Raw genomic sequence first — 24,206 nt, 5'->3', positions numbered from 1 at the left:
CGCCTCCAATGCCCGAAACTTGGGCAGGTTCCCGTCTTGAAAAGTTTGTTGCGATGCACAATATTGGAGGCCTAGGGATTCGAACGCCTCCTCGAGGGATACCAAGAGGAGTTTTGACTTGTCACTCGCAGCAGATTTTGGACTTGAAGTAACCAGCCGCCCGAAGTCCGTTCAGGGCTACGTGCGCACCTTGAGCCAGCAGGAAGAATTGCCGCTCTTGCGCGATCATCTGCTGAGGCTCGATGCCGAAAGCCGGCACGATCGCTTCAACGGTTTTCTCGACGACAGTTTTATCGAGCGTTACGCCGCCCGCTGTGCCGAGGACGGCACCGTGATCGTCGCCTATATCGTAGATGGCGTGGTCCGCGGTGCGGCCGAGCTGCATCCGCCCGAGGGCGATTCGCTGCCCGAGGTCGCCTTCAGCGTGGAAGCCTCGGCGCGGCGCCAGAACGTCGGCACCGTGCTGTTCAGCCGCCTGATCGCGGAAGCGCGCTGGAAAGGCTACAAGCGCCTGCGCATTACCACCGGCGCCGAGAATCACGCGATGCGGGCGCTCGCCAGGAAGTTCGGGGCGCATCTGCAATTCCGTCATGGCGAATCGACCGGTACGATCGATCTCGCCAGGGCGCCCGAGGACGAGCTCGCTGATCTCGCGGCCTCACCATTCACGGCCGGCCGCGCTCTCATCAGCTTCAACTCGACCTGCTGGAAGATCATCTCCAGCATCTATGGCAATCGCGCCGCCTGACCTGAAAAAGCCGTCTGGAATCAAAAGAGCGGACCGGCAAAACCGGTCCGCTTTTGTATTGGATGTAGGGAACTAGGCTGTCAGGTGCCGGTGCGCTTGTCGTTGCCGAAGCGGCGCACGACACGGCGTTCGACCACCACCGAGCGCTGCGCGCCCTGTTCGCCGGCGATCACGCGGGTCGAGGTGATGCGGCTGTTGGTGCGAACCTGTTTCTTGACCTCGGCCTGGACGACATCGAGCGGCATGCCCATCAGGGCTGCGGCGATCTCGGCCTGCTGCTCCTGATCATCGGTGATGCCGACGGCGGCGAAGATCGCCTCGTCCAGGGTCGGCGGATCGTGGCGCACGCGCCGCGTGCCATATTTGGTATTCCAGTCTGCGTTCATAGCGGCCTCGTTTCGATGCCGGGATACCTAGTGCCGTCTATGTTGCATTGCAATATGAAATCGGTGTGGCATCTCAGCTATGCACCGGTCGGGTGTCAGGGTGGTGACGCGACACCGGCAACATCCGCAACCCGCTGCTGTGGCCAGCGTTTCAGCGCCGCGTGGCCCGCTTCCGTCAGCCCGTAGATTCCCCGCTCGGTGCGTTCGAACCAGCCATACACATTGTTAAGCATGATCTTGCCGGCATCGGGACAGCGTTGGCGCAGTTCGCTCACCCTCCGCGGGCCTGCCGCAAGCTCCGAGGCGCAGGCCAGCGCCTGCTGCCGATAGGCCGTCATGATCGGCGCGCGCGTGCTGCCGCCCAGCACCGGATCGCCCTGGCGGCGCTGATGCTCTGCGACGAGGCGCGAACGGACCTTCGGCTCGCGGCGTGGCGCTGCCGTCGGCGGCTTCACCAGCACCTCGACCTGACCGCGGTCGGTCACCCCGAGCATGCCGAAGCCGAGGCGGCGACAGAGATTGCGATAGCGCGCGTCGGTCTCACGACCCTTGCCGCGCACTGACATCTTTGCGGCAATCCAGACCTCGTCGCCGGCCGGTGCACGATCGACCGCCTGAAGGATCAGCTCGAGATTGAAGGTCAGCTTGAGCTCGCCGATCACCACCACCGGCGGATCGCCGGCGCTGAGACCCACGAGATCGCAGCCGCCGATCTCGCCCTTGACCGTGAAGCCGAGCTCTTCGAGGAAGCGTTTGACAGGCAGATAGAGCGTGGTTTCCAAAGGAAGCTTCCGAGTGTCACGTCCGAGAATCAGTCTGCGGCAGTTTAGCCCCGGAATGGATTTAGAGCTCTGCGCCATTTGATCGGGAACAGATGATCCGGCTATCCTGAGGGTGGGATAATCGGGCGGTTCACGAAGATGACCATCAGGAATGGGCTCTATCATATCCGCATCGAAATGTTGGATGCCGTCCAGGGCGGCAACCAGGGCGTCATGGTGATGCGCGACGGCAGCATGCGGGGAGGGGATTCGTTCTTCTTCGCCTACGGCAGCTACACCTCGGCCGACGGCAAGTGGAAGGGCGAGCTGACCAACGAGGAACATTCCCCTTCGTTCGACGAGCGCCCGGTGTGGGGCCGCAAGGTCGTGACCATCGGCTTCAGCGGTACCTATAATGACGAGACCGCGTACGGCGAGGGCATCGCGCTCGCCGGCAAACAGAGCATCCGTTTCAAAGGCAATCTCCGGCTCCTGGTGCCGGATTGATTACACCCGCCCGCCGACCGGGATCAGCGCGCCGGTGACGCCGCTCGCGGCATCGCTGGCGAGGAACAGGATGACTTCGGCGAGCTCCTGCGGTGTCACCCATTTGGCGAAGTCGGCCTTCGGCATGTCGGCGCGGTTCGCCTGGGTGTCGATGATCGAAGGCAGCACCGCGTTCACGGTCACCTTGCCTTTCCACTCGCTCGCCAGCGCCTCGGTGAGCCGGTGGACGCCGGCTTTCGACGCCGCATAGGGGCCCATGCCGGAGCCGGCCTGAAGCGCGCCCATGGCGCCGATATTGACGATGCGGCCGGCCGTGGACGCGGCCAGATGCGGAAGCGCCGCGTGCGAGGCGTTGAGCGCCGTCAGCAGGTTGAGCGCATGCATGCGCTGCCATGTCTTGATGTCGCCGTCGCCCACGGTCTCGAAGGCGAAGCCGCCGGCGATGTTGATCAGCCCATCGAGCTTGCCAAAGTGTCTTGCCGCCGCCTCGACCGCCGTCTTTGCTTGTGCTGCGTCGGACAAATCGACGCCGCCGATCTCGATGCGCTCAGGCGTCGCGGAGATTTGCGATGGCGCATGGTCGATGCCGGCCACGCGCGCGCCGCGCGACTGCGCGGTCTCGGCGACGACTTTTCCAAGTGCGCCGAGTGCGCCGGTCACCACAATGACTTTTCCCTGCACGAGACTCTCCGTCCATCAATGGGCCGGACTATTGCGCGGCCCGCATTGGACTTGCAATGGCGGCCGGTTCCAAATTGGGCTACAGATGCAACTTCAGATAGTGGACGAGGCTGTTTCATGGGCGACAATTTGCCGACCCTCGAGTTTCCTGCTGCGATCGTTGACTTGCAGTATCCGCTGCCGAACTTCAGGAAAGCATTGGGCGGAAGGGGGCCCGTGCGCATCGTGGCGATGGGGTCGTCCTCGACGGCCGGACTTGGCAACGTGGTTGCATATCCAGCGCGGCTCGAGCTGTATTTGAGAAAGCACTACAAGGATGACGATCCCCATCGGGACATCCGGATAGATGTGCTCAACCGTGGCAAGGGCGGCGAAGAGGCGCCGCAAGAAGTGGCTCGGTTCAACGATGACATCTTTGCCGACAATCCTTCGCTGGTGCTCTGGCAGGTCGGAACCAACGCCGTGTTTCGCAGCAACGAATTCGACTTCGATGAGGTGTTGGCTAAGATCGCCGAGGGATTGGCCCGCCTGCGCGATCATCCGGCCACAGATGTCATTCTTATCAACCCGCAATACGTCACGGCCATGCTCGGCGACAATGCCAAGCTCTCGGAGAAGATGGTCTCGGCGATCCGGGCCGCCGCGCAAGAGGCCAAAGTCAATTTGTTCCAGCGCTGGGCCCTGATGCGGCACTGGAACGAGCACAACAACGCCTCGCTCGAGCAACTGCTCGCGCCGGACGACGAGTTGAAGCTGCACCAGAGCGACTGGAGCACCATGCAAGTCGCGCGGGCTCTGCGTTCGGCGATCCTAACGGCGACGGGTGCAACACAGAGATGCCCGTGCCTGATTACGACGTGAGATAGCGTTCCTTGAGCGCCGTCCGCTCGGCCGCGCCGAGCTTGAGCCCGTCCCGCAAATAGGTTTCGAGATCGCCATATTCGGCGCCGACAGCTTCGAAAGCTGCGGCAAGGTACGACGCCTCTACGCTACCGATGGCATTGCGTACGTCCTCGGGCAGATCGGTGGCCGCCGTCGCGTCGCGCTTGTAGTGCTGGTTGGTCAGCAGATAGTCCTCGGCAATGACGTCATCCGGCACGCCGAGCGCATGCAGGATCAGCGCGCTGGCAAAGCCGGTGCGGTCCTTGCCGGCGGTGCAGTGAATGACGAGCGGCGCGCGGTCCTCCAGGAGATGACCGAACAGGTTGCGGAAACTGGCCGTGTTGTGGCGGACATAGTTGCGATAGGACTCGCGCATGAGTTCGAGCGCGACCGGCCCGGTCAGCCTGCCTCTGGCGAGCTCGGCGCGCAGCGCAGCCACGACCGTCGGCTCGATCGGCAGCGAATGCACGGCGATCTCGTTGATCACGCAGACGCCCGCCGCGCGCTCCTCGACGCCGCGAAAATCGAAGGCGCTGCGCACACCCAGCGCGCGGACGATCTCGACATCGGCAGCAGTGAGCTGGCCGAGATGGTTGGAGCGGAAGATGTGCCGCCAGCGCGTGGTCCGGCCATCTGCGGTCGGATAGCCGCCGAGGTCGCGAAAATTGCTGGCGCCCTGCAGGGCGAGATGGCGGGCAGGGGAGCCCTGTACCGAGGAGTCTTGTCCGGAGGAGTCTTGCAGGGACTTGTCTTGCATGAGATCAGTTTGGGTTATGGTTCCATTGGACGCACAACGGGCGTCCTTGAATCTATTACAGGGGGCGATCATGGGCCGGCACAAGGCCATTCTTTTGACGGTCGCCATGCTGGCGGGCGGAGTGATCGGAGCGCGGCAGGCCGATGCGCAGACGTTCCGGACCTACCACTGCGCCGATGGTACGCAGTTCATCGTTGGGTTTTACGACGCCGACAAGCGCGCCTTCCTCCAGATCGACGGGGAGCCTGTCACGCTTGCGAAGCGGCTGACGGTCTCCGGCGCCCGCTATTCGGGGGCGGGCATCACGCTTGTGATCGGCAAGACCGGCAGCACCACGGTCAAGCATCTGAAGCGGCCGGTCACGGCCTGCGCGGGGATCTGAACGGCGGCATTTCCACAAAAATCAAAAAGGGCCGAAACTTCGTTGTTTCGACCCTTTTTCAAACTGACGCCGGACGCTTGAGAGGGCGCGGCGGTATTGAACCGAACGCAGGCATCAGCGATCCCATTTCGGCTTGGCTTCATCGACTGCTTCCTGATGGTACCAGCTGCCGCTGCAAATCGTCTCGTTCACGGGGAGCGAGGCATGGTTGGCGGGAAGGCGGGTCTCACCGTTGCGGCGCCCCCCGAGAGCGGAGCGGCCCCCGACAGGGAATTGGTAGATCTGTGCAGATCCGTGACTCAGTCCATTGTTCATCATTGCGGTATCTCCCGAGATCGCAGCGCTGGCCTCCATGGTGCGCCCGACTCGTTGGCTTGTGGTTACTGGAATCCCCATATCGGCCGTGCATTCCCAAATGCAAAGTGCCGAAAAGGAAATCAGCATTGGCCTATTTTGTAGGCAGGGTGCATTCTGCTTCCTCCAAGGCAGCGGTCGGGTGGCTAACGCGTGGGCCATTGCGAAGGTTGCGGTCGACGGGGCACAGACTTGGCGAATATTGCCGGACGTTGATGCGCGTTTAGTCGGCAACCTCAGGCCCGGGCCTGCCTGCTCCAGAATCGGGCGTTTTCCGCGGAATTTTTGCGGTGCAGCTTCACGCAAAGGTGCGCCGCTATGACGCACGGCGCAGTCGACGATCCGCCGGACGGGACAGGAGGCCGGCCGCGGTGGAAAACCTCCCGCGCTGCGGCCTTTTGGCACGTTAAATGCTTGGAAAGGGTCGGCCGATGTTGGCCGGGTAAACAATCGTGCGGGGGCCTGCGGCCCCCACCTTTCGCATCATCTACAGAGAGGCTCAATGACCAAGTATAAGCTCGAGTACATCTGGCTCGACGGATATACGCCGACTCCGAACTTGCGCGGCAAAACTCAGATCAAGGAATTCGCGTCGTTCCCGACGCTCGAGCAGCTTCCGCTCTGGGGCTTCGATGGCTCCTCCACCCAGCAGGCTGAAGGCCACAGCTCCGATTGCGTGCTGAAGCCGGTCGCGGTGTTCCCGGATGGCGCCCGCACCAACGGCGTGCTCGTGATGTGCGAAGTCATGATGCCCGACGGCAAGACCCCGCACTCGACCAACAAGCGCGCCACCATCCTCGACGATGCCGGCGCCTGGTTCGGCTTCGAGCAGGAATACTTCTTCTACAAGGACGGCCGTCCGCTCGGCTTCCCGGCCTCCGGCTATCCGGCGCCCCAGGGTCCGTACTACACCGGCGTCGGCTTCTCGAACGTCGGCGACGTCGCCCGCAAGATCGTCGAAGAGCATCTCGACCTCTGCCTGGCCGCCGGCATCAACCATGAAGGCATTAACGCGGAAGTCGCGAAGGGCCAGTGGGAATTCCAGATCTTCGGCAAAGGCTCCAAGAAGGCCGCTGACGAAATGTGGATGGCCCGCTACCTGATGCTCCGCCTGACCGAGAAGTACGGCATCGACATCGAGTTCCACTGCAAGCCGCTCGGCGACACCGACTGGAACGGCTCCGGCATGCACGCCAACTTCTCGACCGAGTACATGCGTACGGTCGGCGGCAAGGAGTACTTCGAGGCGCTGATGGCGGCCTTCGACAAGAACCTGATGGACCACATCGCCGTCTACGGCCCGGACAACGACAAGCGTCTGACCGGCAAGCACGAGACCGCGCCCTGGAACAAGTTCAGCTACGGCATTGCCGATCGCGGTGCTTCGATCCGCGTGCCGCACTCCTTCGTCAACAACGGTTACAAGGGCTATCTGGAAGACCGTCGTCCGAACTCGCAGGGCGACCCATACCAGATCGCTTCGCAGATCCTGAAGACGATCGCCTCCGTGCCGGCCGACAAGAAGGCCGCCGCCTAAGATCCTCCCGGCCCGGGCTGGGGGGCTGGCCCGGGTTGGACTTCGATCCGCCGAAGCCGAAAGGCTTCGGCGGATTTTTCATTCTGGTGACAACGTTGCGGAGACTCCTCGGACATCATGGCGGGAAACTTGTCCATCGCCGCCGAAAGCGAGATAGAGTGCGCCTGGGTGCGCGCAGGGCCGGGGACGGCTGGTGTTTGAAGGCTTCTACAAGGTGAGATTTCAGCTCGGCGACGCCGTCGGCCGAAGCGTGATGCATGCCGGCAACGGCAAGATGCTCGGCGGCAATTCGGCCTTCGCCCATATTGGCACCTACGCCAAGACCGAAGGCGGCGTCGATATCGTGATCCACACGGTCCGCCACAACCCCGATCCGACCTATCGCGCCATGGCGGGCACGGACGATGCGACCCTGCTCGCCAAGGGCTGGGCCGACGGCGATCTCTATCGCTTCAAGGGCGAGCTCAAGGAGCTGCCCGGCGTACCCTTTCAGTCGTTGATGACGCCGATCACCGAAGACGAGATGCCGATCGCCGGCGGCGTCGGCGAGGCCGGCATCGCTGACGGGCTCTACTCCGTGCATCTGCGCATGCTCGATGGCGTCGACGGCAGTCTCACCGGCGTGATGCTGCTCAACAAGGGCCGCATCCTCGGCGGCGATGCATCGTTCTATTATCTCGGCAGCTACACCGCCGCCAACGGGCGCTGGAAGGGCCAGATCCTCAACCAGGAGCACACGCCGGCCAAGGACGATCCGATCTTCGGCGGCCACGAGGTCGGCATTGGCTTCTCCGGCACTTATGACGCCGAGCAGGCGGTGCTGGAGGCAACGGCGCTCGCCGGCAAGCGTAGCCTGCGCCTAACCGCCGCCCTCAAGCTGATGCACCGCGCCTGATCGCCACGGGAATCGCTGATGCAAACAATTCGCATGCTTTCGACGCTCGGCCTGATGGGCGCGATGCGCAGCCTGTCCTCCGCGTACGAGACCGCCAGCGGCGTCCACATCGATGCCGATTTCGCGCCGACCCTGGCGTTGCTCAAACGGTTGCGCGACGGCGAGGCCGCCGATCTCGTGATCCTCACCCGCGAAGGGCTCGATGAGATGATCGGCGAGGGCCGTGTCGTCGCAGCGAACGCAGCCGATCTGGCGCGCTCCTTCGTCGGTATCGCGGTGCGGGCAGGGCAAGCACATCCCGACATCGCCACCGCATCCGCGCTACGCAACACGCTGCTGGCGGTGCGGTCCGTGGCCTATTCGCGGCTGGGCGCGAGCGGGGTCTATTTCGCCCGGTTGATCGCGCGGCTGGGGATCGCGGCAGAGATCAACGCCAAAGCCACCATCGTCGAGCAGGGCTTTACCGCAGAGCGGCTCGTGAGCGGCGAGGCTGACCTCGCCGTGCAGCAGATCAGCGAACTGAAGCAGGTCGAAGGCATCGAGGTGGTCGGCCCGATCCCGCACGATCTGCAAACGCCTTCCGTGTTCGCCGCCGGCCGGATGGCAAACGCCGAGCACGCCGACGCCGCCGACCGGCTGCTGCGCTATCTGGCATCACCCGAGGTCGTCCCCGTGCTGCGCCAATCGGGACTCGAGCCTTGAATTTTCCGGAGCGACGACGCAACTTGGCGTCCATGCGGACTTTCCTCGTTGCCATCCTTCTCACGCTTGCGGTGCCGTTGTCGGCGCATGCGCAATCGGCCGATCTCGTCCTGTGCGATCGGGTCGCCGCCGATCCCAGCGATCCCGACAAGCCGGCCGATATGAGGGGCGTGACGGAGATTGCGGCCTCCGACGTTGCGACCGCCATCAAGTTCTGCAAGCAGGCCGCGCCGTCGTCGCGGCGCGCGATGTTCGCGCTCGGCCGCGCCTATGCGGCCAATCGGCAGACGGCGGAAGCGATGGCTGCCTGGCGCAAGGCCGCCGACAAGGGATCGAGTGCGGCAATGGTCGAGCTCGGTGTAGCCTACGGCACCGGCTCCGGCGTCGCCAGGGATGAAGCGCAGGCGCGCAAATTGTTCGAGAAGGCGGCGCAGGCCGGCAATCCCCGCGGCATCAGCAATCTCGCCGCGCTCGGCGACAGCGGCGGTGCCGCGCCGGCCGATCCCGCACAGGCGCGCGCTTTGCTCGGCAAGGCCGCCGAGACCAATGCGGAGGCGCAATACCAGCTCGGCGTGATGCTTTCCGAAGGCACGGGCGGTTCGAAGGACGACGCCGCGGCGCGCGCGCTGTTCGAGAAGGCGGCGGCGCAAAACCATCCCGGCGCGCTGGAGCGGATGGGCGCCTTCGCGCAGGAAGGCCGCGGCGGGCCAAAGGACAAGGACGCCGCGAAATCCTATTACGAGCGCGCCGCAGCGCTCGGCGATGCGGATGCCAAGCAGGCGCTGGAGCGGCTGCGCTGTCCCTATGCGATCAAGGACAAGCAGGGCAAGCTGGTCACCACGCTGTGCTTCTAAAGCGCGATGAACGCGCTTTAGATTTATTTGTGAGCATGACCTTTTCGGAAAACCGCTACGTAGTAGGCGAAGTTCTTGCGGGCGTCGCGATAGGTCGTCTCCAGGGAATCCGCATGCTGCGCGGCCGCAGGCATTCCACAGCGGGTTCGACGTGGGCCTTGATCGAGCGCAAGGCCGCCGAGACCCGTGCCGGCCTACACTCCGTCTCCAAAGGCATGGAGATTTGCGATGAGAGTTCGAGGCTGGATGCTGGCGTTGGCCGGCTTGGGAGCGGCGAGTGCCGTGGCGGCGCAGGATCTCAAATCGCCGTCCGCGGACCAGTACGTGCCCCGTCTCGGTGACATCATGGGCGCCGCGCAGACGCGCCACCAGAAGCTCTGGATGGCCGGCAAGGCGCAGAACTGGGAGCTCGCCGCCTACGAGCTGCGCCAGCTCAAGGCGAGCCTGATCGAAGCCGCCGTATTCTACTCCGGCATTCCCGTCGGCAATGTCACGACGCTGGAGCCGTCGCTGCAATCGATGTCCGACGCCATCGATGCGAAGGACAGCCCCAAATTCGCAAAAGGGCTGGGCGAGCTGACCGAAGGCTGCAACGCGTGCCACCGGTCGCTGAAGCGCAGCTTCGTCGTCATGAAGGTTCCCTTGGACCAGAAACCGTTCGCCAATCAGCAGTTCGCGCCAACCACAAGGCCTTGAGGGAACGGACCTTGCGCGGAGCGGGTTGAGTGCGAAACCTGACAGGAGGCGCAACCATGATCCGCAAGCTCGCATCCGGCGAATATCGGCTCTATTCGCGCAAGGTGAATCCCAAGACCGGCAAGCGCCGCAACCTCGGCACGTTCAGGAGCCGCGCGGCGGCCGAGAAGCATGAGCGCGAGGTGCAGTATTTCAAGCGTCACTAGCGCGTGAGGAAGGCCGTTCGCGACCCGGCCAAAACAAAAAGCTCAAAAACAACCCCATGCACAGTAGCCAAGTGTTTGAAATCACAGCACTGCAAATGGCGTCCAAATCTTCATCTCTCCGGAATTGCCGAAATCGCTTGCGCCGTCGGGCAAAACAGGCGCATGATGGCGTCATGGCAGGTTTGGCTTCGCGAATGGCCCTGCGCGAAAAAGCCCGATGGCCTTGATGCGATGGCGGTGCTAGGTAGCACGTGCTTTCCTTCTGATATTCCGGGTCAATTGCGTTGCTGGACGGGCTCTACAAGGTTGAATACGGCGTCAACGATGCCTTCGGCCGCAGCATCATGTGCATGCATGACGGCAAGCTGCTGGGCGGCAATTCGGCCTTCGCGCATCTCGGAAGCTATGTCGAGCGCGACGGCGAGATCATCGCCGAAGTCATCACCGAACGGCACAACGACGATCCCAACTACAAGCCGCTGATGGGGGCTGACGTCGCCTCGATCGGCGCGCGCGGGCGGCTCGTCGGCAACCAGATCCGCCTCGCGGGCAGCGCGGACACGATGCCGGGCGCCGGTTTCTGGGCCAATCTCACGCGGCTCGATGACGAGGGGTTGCCGCCGCAGGGGACGATCGGGCCGGGCGGGGTCGTGAACGGGCTCTATGCAATTCATCTGCGCGCGCTCGACGGCGTCGATGCCGGACTCTCCGGCGTCATGCTGCTGATGGACGGCCGCATCCTCGGCGGCGATGCTTTCTTCTACTACCTCGGCTCCTATTCCTCAGCCGACGGCCGCTGGAAGGGCGAGATGCTCAACCAGGAGCACACGCCGGCGAAAGGCGAGAACCCCGTGTTCGGCGGCTATGAGGTCGGGATCGGCTTCTCCGGGACTTGCACAGAAGACAGCGGCGAGCTCGAAGGCATTGCGCTCGCTGGCAAGCGCAGCCTGCGGCTGGCGGCCTCGCTCAAGCTGATGCGGCGGGCGTGAAGGTGCGGGTACACATAAGCTTGCAAGTATCTGCTTTTCACGCGCGAAACACGGCCATGAACATTGGTTCCTGTGGTTTTGACGCTCGCGGGCCGCAGATCCTTCGCCACTCCTCGAAGTGGCGTTTGGGACAAGGGCTCACCTTTTCATTCGCGCGCAACACGTTGGGGGCCGCGTCAAGAGACTCTTCCGCGCGCCTTGTTTGCCGCGGACCACCGCCGCTCGATTTCCTTCACCGCCGCCCGCATGTTGGGCAGATACTTTTTGGCGGCCACCTCCGGCGTCATCGACGACGAGAAGAAAATCAGATTCAGGCTGCCGAGGACGGGGCCGCCCCCCGGAATGGCCAGCGCGATCGCGCTGATGCCCGCCTCCGATCCACCGACGGACGAGGCGTAACCGTCCTTTTTCGTCTGTGAGAGAATGTCCTCGATGAAGCGACGGTCCTTCGCCAAAGCCGCGTCCTCCTCGACGAGTGATGCGGTGAGGTCCAGCATTTCTCGTCGCAGAGCAGGCGCGGAGGCAGCCAAGATGGCTTTCCCAAGCGCGCTGCGCACCAAGGATCTCCTCCGTCCGACCATGGACCGATGAACGGAGAACGGACTGAAGGGATGTGTGCTTTCCCGAATAAGTACCGACCCGAGTTCGAACACTCCGAAGTCGCTTGGCCAGGAGACGCCATCCAGTAGGCCGAACATCGCGGGCAGTGCCGCCTGGCTCGATAGATCCCGTGAAGACACGCCTTCGCTCAAGGTGCGTACTTGGGACGTCAAGCCGAACAAGGCATTCGTCTCGTCAAAGATCACGTAGCCATCTTCGCGCAGCGTATCGAGCAGACGATAGCAGGTGGTACGGTTGAGTCCTGTCCGCTTTGCGAGTTGTACGACGTTGGATGGGCCGCTTGCATTGAGCTCGTTGATCAGCGCCAAGCCACGGGAAAGTGCCCTTACGCTGCGGTGCATGATCCCTCCAGACGTGTTCGCAGTGCGAACATTTCATAGACTCAGATGGAATCCTAGTTCAATCGGCGGCAATCCATCCCGGCACGCCCAAAAGGGCGGCGACGGGAGGAAACGATGGTTCATTCAAGCTTTTATTTGTCTGCGGCCGTGTGCTTGGCTCTCGCGGCGCCGGTCGCGGCGCAGACCGCCGGCGGCCCCCCGAATCTCAGCGGAGGCAAGGTCAAGGTCGGTGTCCTGACTGACATCGCCGGCCCCACGGCCATGGCGAACGGCAAGGGTTCGGTGATCGCGGCTGAAATGGCCGCCGAGGACTTCGGCGCCGGCCTCAACGTCGAGGTGATCTCGGCCGACCACCAGGGCAAGCCGGACGTCGGATCGCAGATCGCCGGACGCTGGTTCGACGTCGAAGGCGTGGACGCGATCGCCGACATGCAGGGATCCCCGATCGGCTTCGCCGTGCAGAACATGGCGGCGCAGAAGAGCAAAATCATGCTGTTGTCCGGTTCGACCTCCTCGGACTTCAACGGCAAGGCCTGCTCGCCGCTAACGGTCCAGTGGACGGTTGACACCTACAATCTCGCGAAAGGCGCCGCCAAGTCCGTGGTCGAGGCCGGTGGAACGAAATGGTACTTCCTCACAGTCGATCAGGCGTACGGCAATGCTCTGACGCGCGATACGTCTGAGCAAGTCAAGCTCAATGGCGGGCAGGTGGTCGGCAACTCGGTGTTCCCGCCGAACACGTCCGACTTCGCTTCGTTCCTGCTCACCGCGTCCAATGCCGGCGCCAACGTGATCGCGATCGCGGCGTCGAGCGGCGATACGGTGACCGCGCTGAAGCAGGCGGACGAATTCGGTCTGAGCTCAACGGCCAAGATCGTTCCGCTTCAATCGGTGCTGACGGACGTCTACGCGGTAGGTCAGAAGATCGCGCACGATGCCTACGAAGTGTCGCCGTTCTACTGGGACCGGACGCCCGAAACGCGTGCCTGGGCCGAACGCTTCTTCGCCAAAGCCAAGATCATGCCGACCGGATTCCACGCGGGCGTCTACTCCTCGGTCGCGCACTACCTGAAGGCCGTCAAGGCCACGGGTACCGACGACGCCCCGACGGTCATGAAGCAGATGGAGAAGGAACACGTGCACGACTTCTTCGCGGCCGACGGCTACATCCGTGCCGACCGCAAGATGATCCACGACATGTACCTGCTCCGGGTCAAGAAGCCCGGTGAAAACAAGGGTGCCTGGGATCTCTACAACGTCATTCAGACGCTGCCCGGGGAGTCCGTCAACCGCCCGCTATCCGAAAGTCCGTGCCCGCTGGTGAAGAAGTAGCCGCCAGCCATCGATCGACCATCCAACTCGGCGCAAGGAATCCGAACATGTCAGTCGCCATCGTCTGCGCTTCTCACACGCCTCTGATGTACAAGGGACCGGCCAGCAACGAAACCGAGCAACGCGTCCGAACCGCGTTTGGACGGCTCGGGACCTTCGTGAAGGAGTTCGCACCCGACTACATCATCCAGTTCGCTCCCGATCACTTCAACGGCTTCTTCTACGACCTGATGCCCTCGTTCTGTGTCGGTGCCGGCGCAGTCTCCCTGGGCGACTGGGGAGGCGGGACGGGACCGCTGGATGTTCCGGAGAAGACGGCGCTCGAGCTCATCGACCATGTGCGAGCCGAGGATTTCGACGTGGCGGTTTCGTATCGCATGCCGGTCGATCACGGCTTCGTCCAGTTGTGGGAGGCGATGCTCGGTGACTTCAAGTCGATCCCGATCCTGCCGATCTTCGTCAACGCCGCTGCGCCGCCCGTTCCGACCTACCGCCGTGCCCGGCAAATCGGTGAATCGGTAGGGCGGTTCGCTGCGCGTTCCGGCAAGCGAGTCTTGTTTGCCGCGTCGGGGGGCCTCTCGCACGATCCGCCGCTGCCATCGATCAAGGACGCGCCGCCGGAGATCCGGGAGCGGCTGATCAATGGGCGAAATCCGACCGCGGAAGCCAAGGAAGCCCGCGAGAAGCGGGTGCTCGAGGCGGGCGTTCTCGCAGAAGCGGGAGAGGGGCCGTGCCAGCCGCTCAATCCGGATTGGGATGCGCAGTTCATGGAGATCCTGCGCAGCGGCCAGATCTGGCGTGCCGACGCGCTCGACACCGACAAGGTCCGCGAAGTTGCGGGACGCGGTGCCAACGAGGTGCTCGCATGGGTCGCCGCCTTCGGCGCCTTCTCGACCGGCGGCCGCTTCAAGATGGAGCAGGAATTCTACGAGGCCATTCCGGGCTGGATTGCCGGCATGGCGATGATGGCGGCCAAACAGGCTGACGGCGCTCACTGATCACGAAAACACCGCGCGAATGCGGAAGCATCGCGGAGCAGGCAAATGGCATACGAAACAGACGTGCTCATCATCGGCGCCGGGCCAACGGGCTCGACGACCGCTCTGGCGCTCGCGAATTGCGGCGTTCGCAGTCACATCGTGTCACGCGGCAACTGGATGGCCGACAGTCCGCGAGCCCACATCACGAACCAGCGGGCCAACGAGGTCTTCCGCGATCTCGGGATTGCGGACGACGTGGCGCGGTACGCGAGCCCCTGGGAACTGATGGGCGACACGACCTTCACGACTAGCCTGGCCGGCTCCGAGTTGATCCGGATGCGGACGTGGGGAACTGGCGACGATCGCCGCGGCGATTACCTGCGTGCCAGTCCGTGCGGAATGGTCGATATCATCCAACCGCTGCTCGAGCCCATCCTGTTCCAGAAGGCGGCCGAGAAGGGTGCGACCTTCGCATTCAACACCGAGTATGTCCGTCATGAGCAGGATGCGGACGGCGTAACGGCGACGCTGCGAGATCGCCTGGATGGGCGTGAGTACACCATTCGCGCACGCTACATGGTCGGCGCCGACGGCGCTCGATCCATGGTGGTCGACCATCTCGGGCTTCCGATCGAAGGCCAGATGGCGCGCGCCGGCACCGTCTACACCATCTTCAACGCAGATCTGTCCAGGTACAGCAAACATCGGCCGAGCATCCTGAACTGGATCGTCACTCCGGACGCGAGCTTCGGGGAGATTGGCATGGGGCTGCTGCGGGCGGTGCATCCGTGGACGCAGTGGATCGCCGGTTGGGGCTTCGATATCAGCAAGGGCGAGCCGGACCTCGCGCCGGAAGCGATCATTCCGAAGATCAAGGTGCTGATCGGCGACCCTTCGGTCGACATCGACATCGTGAGAACCTCGATCTGGTACGTCAACCAGGCCTACGTGACCCAGTATTCGAAGGGTAGGGTGCTCTGCGGCGGCGACGCGGTCCACCGGCATCCGCCGTCGAGCGGGCTCGGCAACAACACATGCGTACAGGACAGTCACAACCTCGGTTGGAAGCTTGCGTACGCCGTGAAGGGTTGGGCCGGTCCGAAGCTTCTGGAAAGCTACTCGCAGGAGCGGGCGCCGGTTGGAAAGCAGATCGTACTGCGCGCCAACCAGTCCCGGCTCGACTATGCCCCGCTGAACGCATGCTTCCGCGTGCCGGGCGCCGAGAATCCGGTCGCCGCCGGCATCGCGCGTTTTCGCGATCCGGGTCCGGATGGCGTCGCGGCCCGGAAGGCGGCGCAGGCCGCGCTTGATCTCAAGCAGACGGAATTCAATGCCCAGGGTACCGAGATGAACCAGCGGTACCAATCCTCGGCCGTGATTCCCGACGTCGGCGGCGAGCCCGAGCAATGGCGGCGAGATCGCGGCCTCTACAATCAGCCGACGTCGCGCCCGGGTGCCAAGATCCCGCATGCGTGGCTCGTCGATCGCGACGGCTTGCGGGTGTCGACCCTCGACGTGACGGGTAAGGGCCTCTTTACCGTCGTGACGGGCCTCGCCGGCGTCGCATGGAAGGAAGCGGCACTGCGCCTTGACCTCCCGTTTCTCCGGGTCGTCGTGACGGGCTCGCCCGAAGCGCAGGACCTCTATTGCGAGTGGCAGCGCATTCGCGAGATCGAGGAAGCTGGAGTTCTTCTTGTTCGCCCCGATGGTGTGGTCGCCTGGCGCGACATGGAGGGGACTTCGGACCCCGGAGAAGCCGTGGACCGGCTGAGCGCTGCGATACGGAGAGTCCTCGATGTTTCGGACCTTTCGGCGATACCGCGCGAGAAGCCGCAGCCGCCATCAAAGCCCAGCGGCACCCCGCTCTTCGCCTGACACACAAACCAACGAGATCGAGTCATGAGCGATACAAGACCAGCGAACTTCTCCAGCGTCTGGGCCGACCTGCGGGGCGTGTCCTTCAAGCAGCACTACATCGACGCCGGCGGAACCCGGACCCGCTGCATCGAGTCGGGCGACCCGTCCAAGCCGCTCGTCCTGGCGCTGCACGGCGTCGGGGGCCATGCAGAGGCATATTCGAGGAATTTCGGCCCTCATGCCGATAGCTTCTGGTTCGTTGCCATTGACATGCTGGGACACGGTTGGACCGACAAGCCCGCGATCGACTACCAGGTCAAGGACTACGCCGGCCACGTGCTCGCCGTCCTCAAGACCCTCGATAGGGACAAGGCGATGATCAGCGGTGAATCGCTGGGTGGATGGGTCGCGACCTATCTCGCCGTACATCGTCCCGCCGTGGTGGAGAAACTGGTCCTCAACACCGCCGGCGGTTGGACCGCGCACCCGCAGGTGATGGAACGACTGAAGAAGCTGTCGAACGAGGCTGCTTCCGATCCCTCATGGGAGCGGATCAAGACGCGCCTCGAATTCCTTATGTGCGACAAGAGCATGGTCTCGGACGACCTGATCGAGACCCGTCGTGCGATCTACGCGCAGCCGGGATTCGCCGACACGATGAAGCGGATCATGTGTCTGCAGAACATGGAAATTCGTCGGCCCAACATGATCACCGCCGACCAGTACCGGTCGATCAAGGCTCCGACCATGGTCGTGTGGACCTCGCATGATCCGACCGCCACGCCCGAGGAAGGCAAGCAGATCGCGGACATGATTCCGGGCTCGAAATTCGTCGTCATGAACCGCTGCGGCCACTGGCCTCAGTTCGAGGACGCGGAGCAGTTCAATCGCCTCCACATCGAATTCCTCCGGACCGGCAAGTAAGGATCTTTTAGATGAACCAGCAAACCAGGCACGGCGAACTTGCTGCCCGCATCCGCGCAGCTTACGCCGGCAACCCGATCGCGCCTATCCGGACGCAACTTGCAGAGCTCGATGTCGATGCGGCCTATGCGATCCAGCAGGAGAACACTGCGCACTGGGAAAACGAGGGGCGGCGCGTCGTCGGAAGCAAGATCGGATTGACCTCCCGTGCGGTCCAGAAGCAGCTCGGCGTCGATCGCCCGGACTTCGGCGTCCTCTTCGCCGACATGATCGTGGGAGAAGACGAGCCTGTCGCCGCGGGGCGCGTCCTGCAGCCGAAGATCGAGGCGGAAGTAGCCTTCCTTCTCGACCGCGATATCGAGGTCGAAACGCCGACCGTGGCCGACGTCGTGCGGGCAGTGGCCTATGCGATGCCCGCCCTCGAGATCGTCGGCAGCCGTATCACCAATTGGGATATCGGGATCGTCGATACCGTTGCCGACAACGCTTCGTCCGGGCTCTTCGTTCTGGGAGGACCCGTCCGGCGGCTGGATGGCTTGGATCTCCGCTCGCTCCAGATGCAGATGACGAGGAAGGACGAGGTGGTCTCGAAGGGGACGGGCGCCGCCTGCCTCGGCAATCCGCTTAACGCGATGGCCTGGCTCGCCGGCGAACTGGCCCGTCGCAAGCGACCGCTGCGCGCCGGCGACGTCGTTCTCTCCGGAGCGCTGGGGCCGATGGTGTCCGTGAATCCGGGCGACGCATTCGAGGCCAACATCGCCGGGCTCGGGACCGTCTCGGCACGATTCGCCTAGCCACACGAGCCGTATGCGTCGTGAACTCCTCGGGAGGCGGCGGTGCCGTCGAAAACGATCAAGCAGCGCTATCGAAGTGATGGCGCTCGGCGCACAAGTTCGATTGGACTCCGCCGCGGGACGGACGCCTCGACGTCGTCACGGCGCCGGACACGCCGCTCCCGTCTTCACCCAGGCCTCCACCAGCGCGCCGGCCTGCTCTTGCGTGCCCGGCACGGGCGAGCGGCCGAAGCCGGGCTTCCAGGCCCAGCCGACGAGGGTGTCCTTGCCGATATGGTCGATCAGGTCTTCCACCTTGCGCCCGCCATTGCGCGCGGGATCCCTCATCTGTTCGCAAATCTCGCCGACGGTCTTGCCCTCCCAGGCCATCTCGCGCGGGGCCAGATGCCATTCGGGATGGCCGGGCATGCGGCCGGGCTCGAAATTGGCCTTCTGGTGGCAGCTGTTGCAGCGCATCGCCTCGAGGCCGTGGCCGTCAACCCCGCGCGTGACCGGCGGCTGATGCAGGCGGGCATTGTCGCCCTGATGCGGCCTGTCGCCGGCCGGATGGCAATTGGTGCAGCGCGGATCCGTCAGCACCTTGCCGAGCTCGGTGAAGATTGCGGCCGAACGCTTCTCTGTGTCGCCGATCGAAGCAAAGCTCTCGGGTGAGGCGAGGGCGTGGCTTGCCGTCTCCGAGCCCGCGTAGCCCGCACCGAGACTGCCGGCGAGGGCGGCGACCACGGCAATCATCTTGAACCGCACGTCGGAGATCATGGTGCGCGTCACTTGGTGGCCATCAGATAGCGCTTCGAGTCGGCGAGGATCACGTCGCGCACCGCCTCGTGATATTTGATGTAGCCGGTGCAACGACAGAGATGACCGTCGAGCGCGTCCGCGATGGTCTGCTCCAGCGCCTCGCGCGCGACCGGTGCCCGCGACAGGCGCTCCAGCAAGACCTGGCCCTCATTGAGGAAGCCGGCGGTGCAATAGCCGCACTGGAAGGCGAAATGCGCGATGAAGGCCTTTTGCAGGGTCGAGAGCTCGCCGTCCTTCGCGTGCCCCTCGACGGTGCGGATCGACTTGCCGTCGAAATTCACGGCGGGCGCGACGCAGGTCGGGCTGGTGGTGCTGGTGCCGTCGGGCGCATCGACGATGACGGCGCAGCTCAGGCACTGTGCGGCGCCGCAGCCGAACTTGGTGCCCGTCATGCCCAGCATCTCGCGCAGAAAATCATTCATCGAGAGATCGTCGCGGACGTCCATCGGACCGTGCTTCTGGCCGTTGATGGTGAGGCTGAGGGTCGTCACGCGAGCACTCCCTTCAATAGGCTTGCGGTGACCGGCAGCGCGCGGAAGCGATGGCCGGTGGCGTCGTGGATGGCGTTGATCAGCGCCGGCACGATCGGGATCATCACGACCTCCGCCATGCCCTTCGGTGCTTCGTCTGGTACTAGCGGCTTCAGCATCTCGATCTCGAGATCGCGGAGCGGCAGGTCGGAGCCGCGTGCGACCAGATAGCGCCCGAGATTCCATTCGCCGTTGCCCGGCCCGCCCTCGAACGGGGGCAGGGTTTCGAGCAACGCGTAGCCGACGCCCATGGCGAAGCCGCCCTGGGCCTGGCCCATCACCACCTCGGGCACCAGCGCGGTGCCGCATTCGAAAACGCTATAGGCCTTGGCGATGCGAAGCGCGCCGGTTGCGCGCTCGATCTCGACGCGGACGACCGTGCCGCACATCGAGGTGTAGGCGGTGCCGATCCGGTTGTTGTCGGTCGGCGGAAACTTGACGCTGGTGCGGTTGATCCGCTCGAACTTGCCGTTGCCTTTGCGGATCGCCAGCGCGTCGATGTCGGCGCGGTATTGCTCGCCGGACAGCGGGAAGCGTGCCCGCGACCACGCCCAGCGCGAGAAGCTGTGCGCAACCGCACCGGTGACGAAGCCGCGCGAATGAGCCGTTGCCGCGAGCGCAGGAAGGCCGAGCGGTTCGAGGCCGGGCATGGTGAGCTGGCCGTTCTGCCAGCTTGCGGCGGCCCATTGTCCCGCGCGCGGATCGGTCTTTACGATGCGCCACAGCTCAAGCGCCGCGGGCCACAGTCCGAAGCGGAAAATGACGCGAGCGGCTTCCGCGGCGGAATGGGTGCCGACATGCGCGCCGATCGAGGAGCTTGTCGGCGAGCTGATCGCGGGCACCCAGCGCGGATTTTTCTCCGCGGCATCCTGGGTCTTCTGGTCCATTGTGGAGGGATCGCCCGACGTGACCAGCCCGAGCACGTCATAGCTGTCGACGCGGGCGACCGAGACCTCGTCGGCGATGGCGCCAAGATGGCCGGCGACGCGGTTGGCCAGCGCCGTCCCGATGCCGTTGCCCATCTCGACATGATCGCAAAAGATCACGATCCTGCCGTCGGGGGCAAGCTCGACACGGCCGAGCGAGCCGTCCGCGCCGGAGCCATAGTCTTTCGTCACGCAGGCAACGCCGGTGCCGACCAGCCGATCCGACGAGGTCTGCTTGAACTGCGCCCGCTGCTGCCAGATCGGGTGCTTCTCGAGCTTGTCGAGGATTTCGGGCGTCCGCACCGAGACGATGTAGGGATTGCCCGTCATGGTCCGGCCGTTCTGCGGCAGCGCATTGCGCCGCCGGAATTCGATCGGATCGCGCTTGAGCTCGGACGCGGCTTCGTCGATCAGGACCTCCAGCGCCGTCATGGCTTGCAGGATGCCATAGCCGCGCATCGAGCCTGCGCTCACGCCGCGCGAGTGCACCGCGACGGTCCTGACGTCGACCTTCGGAACGTCGTAGATGCCGATCGCGCCGGTGGCCGCGACGACAGCGACGCTGGCCGAGAAATGGGCGAGCCCGCCGCCGTCGAGCACGTGATCGGCGGCGAACGCCTTGATCTTGCCGGTCGCGCGATCGATGCCGATGCGCGAGCGCATCTTGATCGAATGGCGCTTGATGCCGGCCTGAAACTGCTGGTAGCGGTCATGCGCCAGCCGCACCGGCTTGCCGGGAAAGCAGATCGCCGCGAGCGCCACATAGAGAATGAAAGGCGTGTGATCGCGGCCACCAAAGCCGCCGCCGACATGGGCGAACTGCGCGTTGATGTGCGTTGGCTTGTAGGGCGCCCGGGCCTTGGCCAAGAGATGCGCGATCGACTCCGCCGCCTCGTAGGGCGACTGTACGCCAAGCAGCAGTTCGAGATTGCCGCCCTTGCCGTCGTACCAGGCGAGCCCGCATTCCGGCTCCAGGAACATCGGGTCGACCGACTGCGTCTCGAACTCGCGGTCGAGCACCAGCATGGATGCGTCATCCGCTGCAAGCTCGGCACGAATCTGCTCGCCATATTTCGCCGCCTTGGCGTAATCCGCCGGCATGTCCTTGGCGAGCGGCGACCACACCGGCAGCGCCGCGCTCTGCACCTTCTTGGGCGAGACCCAGCCGGCCTGGAGCGGCGAATAGACATCCGGCTTGTCAGGCGAGGGACCTGCCACGCGGGTGAAGCGGAAGGCCCCGTAATCGGGGACGACGACAGGGCCGGTCTCCTCGCCGAATTGGACGAACGTGCCGTCGCGCAGCGCGAGACGCGCCCGGTCGAAGGCGTCGAACTTTTCGAAGATCAAAAGCGCGACCGGCTGTCCCAGATAGAGCGGCGTCTTGCCGATCGGACAGAACAGGTCGCCCGCATAGAATTCCGGCACCTGCGTCCCGATCCGGTCGAGATCGGCGGCAGTCACCACCATCGACGGCTTGAGCGCGCCTCCAAGGCGGGCGAGGTCCAGCCCGGTATAGACATGCGTGGCGTCGTTGGCGCGGACCAGGATGGCGTGCGAGGTGGTCTGTGGCCATCCCGGCAGGTCGTTGGCGCGGAAGTCGGAGGCGTAAAGCTTTGCGCCGGTGACCTTGGCGACGCCGTCGACACGGCCGGCGCCCCTTGTCGCGGGATTGAACTTGCCGCGTCCGGGTAGCGTCTCGTGGGTTGCGAAGGGAACGCCCGCTGCTGATGCCAGATGTGACAGGCTGACCGAGATGCCTCCCGCCGACAACCACTTCACGAACTCACGTCGCGAAGGCCCCATGATCATATCCTTGTACAGAGTTTCGAGAACATCGGGATGCGGCCAGCATGCGATGTCCGGAGGGCATAGGCGAGCGCCAGCGCGAATCCGTCACGATGCATTATGCGACGATAGAAGGAGCGAGAACCTTTACAACCAATGAATGTGGTGCGCTTGCGCTTCGAATTGTGGTTCGTGCTTGCTTTAAAGTCGAATCGAACGGAAGACGGTCCGGCAACAGGGGGCGCAATTCAAATGCAGCAGGATCCGAACGGTGCGTCTTCAGCAACCGGCGCGATGGGCACGACGACATTGTCGCGCCGTCAATTGCTGGATCGCGGTCTCAAGGCGGGCGCGTTGTCGCTGTTCGCAGGTGCGGCGAACGCCCAGCACGCCGTGCACGACCATGCGGGCACGTCCCACAGCGCGGACATGTCGCCGAGCATGGGGATGATCGCCGAAACGCCCGTTCCTGCCATGGACCAAGCGCTGGTCGAGCCGGAGGTGCGGCGGTCCGTCAATGGCGTGCTGAGCACGACGTTGCGGGTCGGCTATGCCTATCGCCAGATCGGCGGCGTCAGGCTCTATGTCAGATCCTATGAGGGCGGCAGCCCCGGCCCGACCCTGCGCATGAAGCCCGGCGAAACCCTGCGCATCAAGATGATCAACGATTTGCCGCCGAACCGCGATGGATTGCCGGCCGACATCAGCCATCCGCACCAGTTCAACAACACCAATTTCCACTTCCACGGCGCGCATACCAGCCCGAGCGGAATTTCCGACAACGTCATGCGCTCGATGGCTCCGGGCCGCAGCTACAACATCGAAATCACCCTGCCGGCCGATCACACCAGGGGCACCTACTGGTATCACCCGCATCACCACGGCAGCGCCGACATCCAGATGTCTTCCGGCATGGTCGGCGCCGTCGTCATCGAGGGTGATTTCGCCGACGTCCCCGAGATCGCCACAGCCCGCGAACGGCTCATGGTGCTGACCCAGGTGGTCTACGATTCCAGCGGCATGGTCGAAAATTTCGAGACGCTGTTTCCCGAGACCGCGACGCGCTTTCTCGCCATCAATGGCCAGCGCCGGCCAACGATCGATATGCGGCCCGGCGAGGTGCAGCGCTGGCGCATCCTCAATGCCGCCTATCAGGACGACATGCTGCTCGATCTCGAGAAGCACGATCTGCATGCGATCGCCTATGACGGCATCCAGCTCGGCGCCATGCAGCCGCTCAAGCAGGTCCTGATCGCGCCCGGCCAGCGCGCAGACATTCTGGTGAAGGCAGGCAGCCCCGGCACCTACGCCTTCAACGCGGCGCCCTACGACCAGGGCCATCCGTCGCCGGTCGGACCGCTGGCGCGGGTCGTGGTGTCAGGCGCGCCGATGGAGATGAAGCTGCCGCGCGTCCTGCCGCCGGCGCCGCTCGCGACCATCAAGGATTCCGAGATCACCAACCGCCGCAAGGTGGTGCTGTCGGCGACCGCGCCCGAGGCCGACGCTGCCGGCCATTGGCAGGAATTCGCGTTCTTCGTCGACGGCAAGAAGTTTGACCCCAGCCGCATCGATCAACGGGTCAAGTTGGGCGCGGTCGAGGAGTGGACCATCGTCAACACGCATGAGCATGACGACCACGTGTTCCACATCCATACCAACCCGTTCCAGGTGATCTCGGCCAATGGTAAGGCGCTGGCGGTGCCGGAATGGCGGGATTCCGTGATCGTGGAGCGCAAGGGCGGCGTGGTCGTGTTCCGCTCGCGCTTCATCGATTTCACCGGTGTCTACATGCTCCACTGCCACATGATGAACCATGAGGAGATGGGCATGATGCAGACCGTGGAGGTCTACAAAGCCTAAGCTGCGGGTCGAATTGCGCGAATTTGGCGGCGGACAGGGCTGATCCGGGCGCGGCCGGGCTTCCCCTGGCGGCCCGCATGGCCTATTGACGCTGCAACGCAACAATCCCCCAAAAAAGACC

The 24,206-nt window shown here is 64.1% G+C and carries 26 protein-coding genes; 17 read left to right on the top strand and 9 right to left on the bottom strand.

Going from position 1 to position 24,206, the window contains the following annotated elements; genetic code table 11:
- Window positions 1-118: 118 nt before the first annotated feature.
- Window positions 119-748, top strand: a complete 630-nt coding sequence (locus tag AC0L2J_RS02380) for a GNAT family N-acetyltransferase (RefSeq protein WP_063992660.1) — start codon at window positions 119-121, stop codon at window positions 746-748.
- Between the two features lie 80 nt (window positions 749-828).
- On the opposite strand, the gene AC0L2J_RS02375 is transcribed toward AC0L2J_RS02380, so the two are convergent.
- Complete coding sequence (locus AC0L2J_RS02375; RefSeq protein ID WP_007591844.1) at window positions 829-1,134, bottom strand: hypothetical protein; 306 nt, start codon at window positions 1,132-1,134, stop codon at window positions 829-831.
- A gap of 95 nt (window positions 1,135-1,229) precedes the next feature.
- Entirely contained in the window at window positions 1,230-1,916 is a 687-nt protein-coding gene (locus AC0L2J_RS02370) for a DUF2161 domain-containing phosphodiesterase (RefSeq protein ID WP_063992659.1), read from the bottom strand.
- A gap of 138 nt (window positions 1,917-2,054) precedes the next feature.
- On the opposite strand from AC0L2J_RS02370, the gene AC0L2J_RS02365 reads away from it, so the two are divergent.
- Window positions 2,055-2,402, top strand: coding sequence for a hypothetical protein (locus AC0L2J_RS02365; RefSeq protein ID WP_473250727.1), 348 nt, complete (start codon window positions 2,055-2,057; stop codon window positions 2,400-2,402).
- Here the strand turns inward: AC0L2J_RS02365 and AC0L2J_RS02360 are convergent, their stop codons facing one another.
- Window positions 2,403-3,083, bottom strand: coding sequence for an SDR family oxidoreductase (locus tag AC0L2J_RS02360; protein ID WP_473386963.1), 681 nt, complete (start codon window positions 3,081-3,083; stop codon window positions 2,403-2,405).
- A gap of 117 nt (window positions 3,084-3,200) precedes the next feature.
- Between AC0L2J_RS02360 and AC0L2J_RS02355 the strand changes: the two genes are divergently transcribed.
- Window positions 3,201-3,944 (top strand): SGNH/GDSL hydrolase family protein, encoded by a 744-nt coding sequence (locus AC0L2J_RS02355; protein ID WP_473386960.1) that lies wholly within the window; start codon window positions 3,201-3,203, stop codon window positions 3,942-3,944.
- On the opposite strand, the gene AC0L2J_RS02350 is transcribed toward AC0L2J_RS02355, so the two are convergent.
- Window positions 3,934-4,722 carry a tyrosine-protein phosphatase gene (locus AC0L2J_RS02350; protein ID WP_473386959.1) on the bottom strand — a complete coding sequence of 263 codons (789 nt, stop codon included), beginning with the start codon at window positions 4,720-4,722 and terminating at the stop codon, window positions 3,934-3,936. The two genes, AC0L2J_RS02355 and AC0L2J_RS02350, sit on opposite strands and share 11 nt — an antisense overlap.
- Before the next feature lie 70 nt (window positions 4,723-4,792).
- Here AC0L2J_RS02350 and AC0L2J_RS02345 point away from each other — a divergent pair, with 70 nt between their 5' ends.
- Entirely contained in the window at window positions 4,793-5,104 is a 312-nt protein-coding gene (locus tag AC0L2J_RS02345) for an MliC family protein (RefSeq protein ID WP_473257066.1), read from the top strand.
- Between the two features lie 114 nt (window positions 5,105-5,218).
- On the opposite strand, the gene AC0L2J_RS02340 is transcribed toward AC0L2J_RS02345, so the two are convergent.
- Complete coding sequence (locus AC0L2J_RS02340; protein WP_371261365.1) at window positions 5,219-5,419, bottom strand: DUF2735 domain-containing protein; 201 nt, start codon at window positions 5,417-5,419, stop codon at window positions 5,219-5,221.
- A 541-nt stretch (window positions 5,420-5,960) separates the two neighbouring features.
- On the opposite strand from AC0L2J_RS02340, the gene AC0L2J_RS02335 reads away from it, so the two are divergent.
- The 7 genes from AC0L2J_RS02335 (at window position 5,961) to AC0L2J_RS02305 (ending at window position 11,337) form a co-directional block, all read left to right on the top strand.
- Window positions 5,961-6,995, top strand: coding sequence for a glutamine synthetase beta-grasp domain-containing protein (locus AC0L2J_RS02335; RefSeq protein WP_063992653.1), 1,035 nt, complete (start codon window positions 5,961-5,963; stop codon window positions 6,993-6,995).
- Window positions 6,996-7,188: 193 nt separating this feature from the next.
- The gene (locus tag AC0L2J_RS02330; protein WP_473386957.1) at window positions 7,189-7,890 is read left to right on the top strand and encodes a GrlR family regulatory protein; all 702 of its coding nucleotides are present in this window, start codon (window positions 7,189-7,191) and stop codon (window positions 7,888-7,890) included.
- Window positions 7,891-7,908: 18 nt separating this feature from the next.
- Entirely contained in the window at window positions 7,909-8,592 is a 684-nt protein-coding gene (locus tag AC0L2J_RS02325; protein ID WP_473386955.1) for a substrate-binding domain-containing protein, read from the top strand.
- A gap of 32 nt (window positions 8,593-8,624) precedes the next feature.
- Window positions 8,625-9,446, top strand: a complete 822-nt coding sequence (locus AC0L2J_RS02320) for a tetratricopeptide repeat protein (RefSeq protein WP_473250721.1) — start codon at window positions 8,625-8,627, stop codon at window positions 9,444-9,446.
- Between the two features lie 228 nt (window positions 9,447-9,674).
- Window positions 9,675-10,142 (top strand): hypothetical protein, encoded by a 468-nt coding sequence (locus AC0L2J_RS02315; protein WP_473386953.1) that lies wholly within the window; start codon window positions 9,675-9,677, stop codon window positions 10,140-10,142.
- Window positions 10,143-10,198: 56 nt separating this feature from the next.
- Window positions 10,199-10,348: a hypothetical protein gene (locus tag AC0L2J_RS02310; protein ID WP_007591825.1), complete on the top strand. Its 150-nt coding sequence runs from the start codon at window positions 10,199-10,201 to the stop codon at window positions 10,346-10,348.
- A gap of 284 nt (window positions 10,349-10,632) precedes the next feature.
- Window positions 10,633-11,337, top strand: a complete 705-nt coding sequence (locus tag AC0L2J_RS02305; RefSeq protein ID WP_473386949.1) for a GrlR family regulatory protein — start codon at window positions 10,633-10,635, stop codon at window positions 11,335-11,337.
- 176 nt (window positions 11,338-11,513) lie between these two features.
- On the opposite strand, the gene AC0L2J_RS02300 is transcribed toward AC0L2J_RS02305, so the two are convergent.
- Entirely contained in the window at window positions 11,514-12,299 is a 786-nt protein-coding gene (locus AC0L2J_RS02300; protein WP_473250716.1) for an IclR family transcriptional regulator domain-containing protein, read from the bottom strand.
- A gap of 114 nt (window positions 12,300-12,413) precedes the next feature.
- Between AC0L2J_RS02300 and AC0L2J_RS02295 the strand changes: the two genes are divergently transcribed.
- From AC0L2J_RS02295 to mhpD, 5 genes are read left to right on the top strand one after another with little or no spacing between them, the layout of a single operon-like run.
- Window positions 12,414-13,631, top strand: coding sequence for an ABC transporter substrate-binding protein (locus AC0L2J_RS02295; RefSeq protein WP_473250715.1), 1,218 nt, complete (start codon window positions 12,414-12,416; stop codon window positions 13,629-13,631).
- Between the two features lie 47 nt (window positions 13,632-13,678).
- Entirely contained in the window at window positions 13,679-14,629 is a 951-nt protein-coding gene (locus AC0L2J_RS02290; protein ID WP_473257057.1) for a 3-carboxyethylcatechol 2,3-dioxygenase, read from the top strand.
- Window positions 14,630-14,674: 45 nt separating this feature from the next.
- On the top strand, window positions 14,675-16,486 hold the full coding sequence (locus AC0L2J_RS02285; RefSeq protein WP_007609505.1) for an FAD-dependent monooxygenase: 1,812 nt from the start codon (window positions 14,675-14,677) through the stop codon (window positions 16,484-16,486).
- A gap of 24 nt (window positions 16,487-16,510) precedes the next feature.
- Window positions 16,511-17,392: an alpha/beta fold hydrolase gene (locus AC0L2J_RS02280; protein WP_473386947.1), complete on the top strand. Its 882-nt coding sequence runs from the start codon at window positions 16,511-16,513 to the stop codon at window positions 17,390-17,392.
- An 11-nt stretch (window positions 17,393-17,403) separates the two neighbouring features.
- Window positions 17,404-18,186, top strand: coding sequence for a 2-keto-4-pentenoate hydratase (mhpD, locus tag AC0L2J_RS02275; RefSeq protein ID WP_473386945.1), 783 nt, complete (start codon window positions 17,404-17,406; stop codon window positions 18,184-18,186).
- 138 nt (window positions 18,187-18,324) lie between these two features.
- Here mhpD and AC0L2J_RS02270 read toward each other — a convergent pair whose 3' ends face one another.
- The 3 genes from AC0L2J_RS02270 to AC0L2J_RS02260 are packed head-to-tail and all read right to left on the bottom strand — an operon-like array spanning window position 18,325 to window position 22,243.
- Window positions 18,325-18,942: an Isoquinoline 1-oxidoreductase subunit gene (locus AC0L2J_RS02270; protein WP_473387225.1), complete on the bottom strand. Its 618-nt coding sequence runs from the start codon at window positions 18,940-18,942 to the stop codon at window positions 18,325-18,327.
- Window positions 18,943-18,950: 8 nt separating this feature from the next.
- Window positions 18,951-19,475, bottom strand: a complete 525-nt coding sequence (locus AC0L2J_RS02265; RefSeq protein WP_473386943.1) for a (2Fe-2S)-binding protein — start codon at window positions 19,473-19,475, stop codon at window positions 18,951-18,953.
- Complete coding sequence (locus AC0L2J_RS02260) at window positions 19,472-22,243, bottom strand: xanthine dehydrogenase family protein molybdopterin-binding subunit (protein WP_473386941.1); 2,772 nt, start codon at window positions 22,241-22,243, stop codon at window positions 19,472-19,474. Before AC0L2J_RS02260 ends, AC0L2J_RS02265 begins: the two co-directional genes overlap by 4 nt.
- 234 nt (window positions 22,244-22,477) lie before the next feature.
- On the opposite strand from AC0L2J_RS02260, the gene AC0L2J_RS02255 reads away from it, so the two are divergent.
- Window positions 22,478-24,085 (top strand): multicopper oxidase family protein, encoded by a 1,608-nt coding sequence (locus AC0L2J_RS02255; protein ID WP_473386938.1) that lies wholly within the window; start codon window positions 22,478-22,480, stop codon window positions 24,083-24,085.
- The last annotated feature ends 121 nt before the right edge of the window (window positions 24,086-24,206 follow it).

It is taken from the genome of Bradyrhizobium sp. MV1.5, assembly GCF_055807615.1.
This window is presented reverse-complemented; position numbering and strand designations above follow the sequence as displayed.